This is a genomic window from Brevundimonas sp., assembly GCF_036659295.1.
In the GTDB taxonomy this organism is placed as follows: Bacteria; Pseudomonadota; Alphaproteobacteria; order Caulobacterales; family Caulobacteraceae; genus Brevundimonas.
This window is the reverse complement of record NZ_JAVXCU010000108.1, coordinates 1-6,380: the sequence shown is the minus strand read 5'-3', so window position 1 is coordinate 6,380 and position 6,380 is coordinate 1. Positions and strand designations below refer to the sequence as shown.

The following is a 6,380-nucleotide window of genomic DNA, read 5'->3' as shown; positions in this document are numbered from 1 at the left end:
AGGCGCGTTCATCGCTCGGGGTCCTGACGACTAGGAACTGAATAGGGATTCGAGAGCCTGAACATGCGCCAGCCGACGCCCGCACACAACCCGATTTTGGGCCTATATTGCGATCAAATTTTCTACACACACTATATGTAGGGCCTTTAGACCATATACCTGTGGGGGAACCAGAGGATAAGATTCCCCCCGTGTGACGCGCGAAATGCGGGCCGCCTCTCCACATGGCCCGCAAGACACAGAACGCTCAAAAATCGTCGCTATCCGGAACCTGCCGCCGTCACGAGGATTTTGCAGACATCTACAGCAAAGCCGGAAATGCAAAATGAGCGAGAACACTCCGTCGGAAGGCACCCTGTATTCCGCCATACAGGCCGACCTGTCCGCAGCATGGAACATCGTCCTTTTACGCTCGGTTCTGGCCATTATTTTTGGCGCCATTGCCGTCGTCTGGCCGATGCTCAGCCTGATAGCCTTTGTTTTCCTGTATGCTTTCTACGCCCTGCTGGATGGCATTTTATCGCTTGTGGCAGCCATACGCGGGGGCGGCACCCGCTCGCGCTGGTGGCTCGTGCTTGGCGGTATTGCCGCGCTGGTAGCGGGTGGCATTGCGATCGCCATGCCCGGTCTGACCGCACTGGTCTTTGTCATACTGGTGGGCGTCGCCGCGATCATACGGGGCCTGTTCGATATTGCGGGGGCCATTCTGATGCGCAAAACCGTCAAACACTCGTGGATTTTGTTGCCCGCAGGGATCGTGTCCATCCTGTTCGGGATTCTGGTGCTTGCGGCTCCGGCACAGGCCTCCTTGGCCATCACCTGGATGATCGGCGCATGGGCCATTATTCTTGGCATCGCCGGCGTTATCTGGTCCCTGCAACTGCGTAAGCACGCACCGCTCGCGACCTGATAATGCGCAAAAAGAAAGCCCGCCGTTTGCGACAAACGGCGGGCTTTTTTCGTATCGTGTCGGCCTCAGTTGCGGATCAGGCCCATTTCGCGCGCCTGCACCGTCAGCGCCTCACGGAATTCGGGCGCGGCAATACCGATCAGGGCGCGGGCACGCTGGCAATCGGTCAGTCCGCGCAGATTGACAGCACCATGCTCGGTCACCACCCACTGCACATCGTTGCGCGGCGTCGTCACCGGACCATCCAGCCTTGCCACAATGCGCGAGACCGTGCCCTTGGCGGCGGTCGAGTGGCAGGCAATGATCGACTTGCCGCCTTTGGAGCTTGAAGCCCCGCGCACAAAGTCCAGCTGGCCGCCCGAGGCCGTAAACTGGCGACCGTTCAGATATTCCGAACAGGCCGCACCGAACAGGTCGATCTGCAAGGTGGCATTGACCGAGACCACCTTGTCATTTTGCGCAATCACAGCCGGGTCGTTCACATAATCGACGCCATAGGCCTCGAAGTCGTCATTGCCGTTGATGAAGTCGTAATCGGCCTTGGTGCCCATGGCGAAGGTGAAGATCGACTTGCCGGTGTGGATGGTCTTGCGGCTGTTATTGATGACGCCCGCCCGGATCAGCGCGATCAGACCCGGCGTCATCAGTTCGGTATGCACCCCCAGATCCTTGCGTCCGAACAAGGCCGCACAGACAGCATCCGGCAGCGCACCGATGCCCATTTGCAGCGTCGAGCCATCCTCGATCATGTCGGCGATAATGCCGCCGATGATCTCGTCATTGGGGGTGATCGGGGCCTTGCCCGCCTCGATCAGCGGCACATGGTTTTCGACCAGAGCCGTCACTTCGGAAATATGCACGCGGGTATCACCGCCTACACGCGGGAAGTTCTCGTTGACCTCAAGGATCAGACGCGCGCCCGAGCGGGCCACCGGCGTGGCATAGTCGGTATTCACCCCGAACGAGAAATAGCCGTCCTCGTCCATCGGCGAGACCGTGGTCACCAGAGTGTCCACCTTGACCTGATTGACCAGTACGTCCGGCGTCTGCTGGAAGCTGGTGGGGATGAACCACACACCCTGACGACCTTCCTCATCGCCCCGCTGGTCCAGCTTGCGCTCCATCGCCCCGTGGAAAAGGCTGTGCGGGCGCAGACGATCCGTCAGTTCATAGCGCAGCACCGTATCGCCCGCCGTTTTGACCGACAGCAGATAATAGATGTTCACGTCGCTAATATCACCGGCCTCGGCACGCTCGGCCAAGGCCTTCAGCAGGGCCGGTGGCTGCGAGATACCCAAGCCCATGGCCAGTTTTGCGCCTGCGGATATGGCTTTGACAGCCTCCTCGGCCGTCACCCGCTTTTCGGCATAAAGGGCAGCAAAATCGGTCATAGCGTCCTCGATGGTTCCACAAGCCAAACACCGTGGCCCGCTGTCTCGGTTTCTTATGACTTTTGGTAACCGCACTCTCGGCCTGATCGCTCCTAGACCTTGGTCTAGGAGCCGCATACTAGGGTTCGTCCTGCAGGCGAGCCATGTGCAGTCTCTGGCGGCGCTCCATCGCATAGGCGAACAGCCACAGAAGCATGGCCCAGAAGGCCCCTATGCCCCAGCCTGCCGCGACATCCGAGGCCCAGTGCGCGCCCAGATAGATGCGCGTCAGACCAATCAGCAATACCAGTACGACCGCCCAACCCAGCGCATAGGCTTTCACCCGCGTGCGCGGAAAGGCGCGCGTCAACATGACACCTACACTCAGATAAAAGACCGTCGCCAACAGGGCATGGCCCGAAGGGAAGCTGGCATTCAGGGTTTCAACCACCTGATAGGCCGCAGGGGGGCGCGGGCGGTCAAAAAAGGCCTTAAGCCCCTCCGACAACAGAACGCCGCCCGTCAGGCCCAGCACCATCAAAAAGGCCGACAGCTTCTTGCCGTGGATCAGCAAGAAACCGACCGCCATCAGCGCAAAAATCCCCAGCACCGCGATACCGCCCAGAGAGGTGATATCGACCGCCGCTTCATGCAGCCACCATGGCCCAATGGGACGATCGGGCGCGTCGGCATAGGGACGGGTCCAGCGCAGCACAGCCCAGTCAAATCCCTGGTCATCACCACCGGCCACGCCATTGGCGACGCTGGCAAATAGCGCCAGTCCCAGACTGCCGGCCAACAAGCCTGCAACAGTGCCTATTTCTGCACGGGCGACACGGATAACACGCGCTGAAAACGCAATCGGATGAGCAGTCATGGGTTCGACAACGGCTCCTGTCAGGTTTCGGTTCCGTCCCTTTACGGGACGATTCCCGAGATAATTACGTCAAAACCGTGGCATAGGTTTCCGCTTATTCCAAGCCACTGCAACGCCGCTCCCCGCCATTAGGATAGCAAGCGAAAAATTAGCTGAATTCGAAATTAAAGAATTTGAACCCGACCCCCTCTTAACCCTAGATTTAGATGTAAGTGGTGTTGTTCCTACAACATCTGGCGTTATCCACAGGTTCAGGGTTGTAGCAATGGCAGGCGGCGAAGCTCTCCAGACGACGGATTTTTCGGCAGTTTCAACGGGTTTGAAGACATTCAAGCCCCGCTTGGAACTGGTAGCGGGTAGCCTCAAGCTAGACCGCTCGCGTGACGACCTGTTGACAGATTTCGGTAAGAAAACCCTCGAGGACCGTTATCTCCTCGCCGGTGAGTCCTATCAGGACATGTTTGCCCGCGTCGCCGTGGCCTTTGCCGACGATGCCGAGCACGCCCAGCGCGTTTACGACTACATGTCCAAACTGTGGTTCATGCCCGCCACGCCGGTTCTCTCGAACGGCGGTGCCGATCGCGGCCTGCCCATTTCCTGCTTCCTGAACTCGGTCTCCGACAGCCTGGACGGTATCCAGAATGTCTGGAACGAGAACGTTCAGCTGGCCTCCAACGGCGGCGGTATCGGCACCTATTGGGGCGGCGTCCGCTCCATTGGCGAACAAGTCAAGGGTGCAGGTCAGACCTCGGGCATCATCCCCTTCATCCGCGTGATGGATTCGCTGACGCTGGCCATTTCCCAAGGCTCGCTGCGTCGTGGTTCGGCGGCCGTCTATCTGGACGTCCACCATCCCGAGATCGAGGAATTCCTCGAAATCCGCAAACCGTCGGGTGACTTCAACCGCAAGTCGCTGAACCTGCACCACGGTATCAGCATCAGCGACGACTTCATGGAAGCGGTGCGCGACGGCAAGTCGTTCGATCTGCGCTCTCCCAAGAACAACGAAGTGCGCAAGACGGTCGATGCCCGTTCCTTGTGGACCAAGATTCTCGACATCCGCATGCAGACGGGTGAGCCCTATCTGATCTTCTCGGACACGGTGAACCGCCAACTGGCACAGCACCAGCGCGAGCTGGGTCTGTCGGTCAAGCAATCCAACCTGTGCGCCGAAATCATGCTGGCCACCGGCAAGGACCACCTGAACAACGAGCGCACCGCCGTGTGCTGCCTGTCGTCGGTCAATGCCGAGACCTTCCTTGAATGGCGCGAAGAGCCGCAGTTCATCGAGGACGTCATGCGCTTCCTCGACAATGTCCTGCAGGACTTTATCGACCGCGCCCCCGACGCCATGTCGCAGGCCATCTATTCGGCCCAGCGCGAGCGTTCGGTCGGTCTGGGCCTGATGGGCTTCCACTCGTTCCTGCAAGCTCAGGGTGTGGCCTTTGAAAGCGCCATGGCCAAGAGCTGGAACATGCGCCTGTTCAAGCATCTGCGCCGCGAGGCCGACAAGGCTTCGAAACTGCTGGCCGAAGAAAAAGGCCCCTGCCCCGATGCCGCCGAGCGCGGTGTCATGGAGCGTTTCTCGCACAAGATGGCGATTGCCCCGACCGCTTCGATCTCGATCATCTGCGGTGGCACCTCGGCGGGTATCGAGCCGATTCCGGCTAATATCTATACCCACAAGACCCTGTCCGGCTCGTTTGCGGTCAAGAACCCCTTCCTCGAGCGCCTGCTCGACGAAAAGGGCCAGAACACCGACGCGAACTGGAACTCGATCCTCGAACACGAAGGCTCGGTCCAGCACCTCGACTTCCTGTCCGACGACGAGAAGGACATCTTCAAAACCGCCTTCGAACTGGACCAGCGCTGGCTGATCGAACTGGCCGCCGATCGTGCGCCTGAAATCTGTCAGGCCCAGTCGCTGAACCTGTTCGTGCCGGGCGATGTCAACAAGTGGGACCTGCACATGCTGCACTGGTCGGCTTGGGAACGCGGCGTGAAATCGCTGTACTATCTACGCTCCAAATCGGTTCAGCGCGCCGCCTTTGCCGGTGCCGACACCAAGGAAGAGGCCGAGATCGACCCCAACCAGCCGGACCTCTTCTCGGCCGCCCCTACCGACTATGACGAGTGCCTCGCCTGCCAATAGGTTATTGACATAATCTTGCCTTTATTTGACGCTGCCCGGGAACTTCCTCTCGGGCAGCGTTTTTAATTCTCATGGAGGGTTTCAGCCTAGCTGGGACCGGAGGTGATACGGGAGGCAGCACATGGACCGCGCAAACCCGCACAAAGGAACGGGCAAAGCCCTCCTCGGGATGACCGCACTTGCCTCTATGGCGCTTGTTGCACAGCCAACCATGTCACGCGCTCAAAGTGTTGACCACAGGGCTGACTGGACTGTCTCACTGGACCACCAGACGACCGCATTGGCCGGACCGGACTGGCGCGAAAACCGTTACACCTCGCAAACCCCTGACGGCTCCGAGCGCTGGACCGTCAGACAGTTGTCGCCACTGGACAGCCCGCTGGCCTTACAACGCCCTGACAGCCAGAACACCCATACGGCGGTGGAATGGCGCAAGGACTGGACCGCGCTGCACGAACGCTCGGAAACCGGCCTCGAAGTCTCGCTTACGCCCCATGCCGGCCTTGGCTGGGCCGAGGGGCAATCCAGTGCGGTAGCCGGTGCAACCTTGCGCTTCGGGCGCGGCATTGATGACAGTCTGGATGAACTGGCCCCCGACGGCGAAGCTACGTTTGGCGACCGGCCGCGCTGGTATGTATTTGCTTCCGGCTCGAAACGGGCTGTCGGTTATAATTTTACCCGCCAGCGCGATGGCGGCCTGAACAATGAAGGCCTTAGCCAGGACATCAGCCATTCGCTGGGGGATGCTGCCATTGGCGTCGCATGGCGCAGAGGCCCGATGCAAAGCTCGGTGGGCATTGCCTATCGCGAGGTCGATATTGACGGCCTGCGTGGCTATGGCGGGCTGCAAACCGATGTGGACGAGACCCGCCTCGCCTTCCAGTTCTCGATCCGCCCCCAATAGGCAGACAACAAAAAAGGCCGGATCGTTTGATCCGGCCTTTTGAAGTCTGTGTGGAGACTATTGGGTCAGCGCCACGCCCTCGCGGCGCGGATCAGCCCCGCCGTCCCAGCGGCCATCACGCCACATAGCACCATGCAGGCCGGAGGTTTCGGTGGCATTGGGGCGCA

At 59.9% G+C, this 6,380-nt stretch carries 5 protein-coding genes; 3 read left to right on the top strand and 2 right to left on the bottom strand.

Going from position 1 to position 6,380, the window contains the following annotated elements; translation table 11 throughout:
* Nucleotides 1-325 precede the first annotated feature (325 nt).
* Nucleotides 326-910 carry a DUF308 domain-containing protein gene (locus tag RSB01_RS12975; protein WP_332589906.1) on the top strand — a complete coding sequence of 195 codons (585 nt, stop codon included), beginning with the start codon at nucleotides 326-328 and terminating at the stop codon, nucleotides 908-910.
* A gap of 65 nt (nucleotides 911-975) precedes the next feature.
* Here RSB01_RS12975 and RSB01_RS12970 read toward each other — a convergent pair whose 3' ends face one another.
* Nucleotides 976-2,301, bottom strand: coding sequence for an acetyl-CoA hydrolase/transferase C-terminal domain-containing protein (locus tag RSB01_RS12970; protein WP_332589905.1), 1,326 nt, complete (start codon nucleotides 2,299-2,301; stop codon nucleotides 976-978).
* 118 nt (nucleotides 2,302-2,419) lie between these two features.
* Nucleotides 2,420-3,157, bottom strand: coding sequence for a phosphatase PAP2 family protein (locus RSB01_RS12965; RefSeq protein WP_332589904.1), 738 nt, complete (start codon nucleotides 3,155-3,157; stop codon nucleotides 2,420-2,422).
* A 265-nt stretch (nucleotides 3,158-3,422) separates the two neighbouring features.
* Here RSB01_RS12965 and RSB01_RS12960 point away from each other — a divergent pair, with 265 nt between their 5' ends.
* Both RSB01_RS12960 and RSB01_RS12955 read left to right on the top strand, forming a co-directional pair.
* Complete coding sequence (locus RSB01_RS12960) at nucleotides 3,423-5,309, top strand: ribonucleoside-diphosphate reductase subunit alpha (RefSeq protein ID WP_332589903.1); 1,887 nt, start codon at nucleotides 3,423-3,425, stop codon at nucleotides 5,307-5,309.
* Nucleotides 5,310-5,478: 169 nt separating this feature from the next.
* On the top strand, nucleotides 5,479-6,213 hold the full coding sequence (locus tag RSB01_RS12955; RefSeq protein ID WP_332619502.1) for a lipid A-modifier LpxR family protein: 735 nt from the start codon (nucleotides 5,479-5,481) through the stop codon (nucleotides 6,211-6,213).
* The last annotated feature ends 167 nt before the right edge of the window (nucleotides 6,214-6,380 follow it).

Bases quoted from the DNA above. Each gene is read 5' to 3' on its own strand.
- RSB01_RS12975 (WP_332589906.1), top strand. From the start codon at position 326: ATGAGCGAGAACACTCCGTCGGAAGGCACCCTGTATTCCGCCATACAG.
- RSB01_RS12970 (WP_332589905.1), bottom strand. From the start codon at position 2,301: ATGACCGATTTTGCTGCCCTTTATGCCGAAAAGCGGGTGACGGCCGAG.
- RSB01_RS12965 (WP_332589904.1), bottom strand. From the start codon at position 3,157: ATGACTGCTCATCCGATTGCGTTTTCAGCGCGTGTTATCCGTGTCGCC.
- RSB01_RS12960 (WP_332589903.1), top strand. From the start codon at position 3,423: ATGGCAGGCGGCGAAGCTCTCCAGACGACGGATTTTTCGGCAGTTTCA.
- RSB01_RS12955 (WP_332619502.1), top strand. From the start codon at position 5,479: ATGACCGCACTTGCCTCTATGGCGCTTGTTGCACAGCCAACCATGTCA.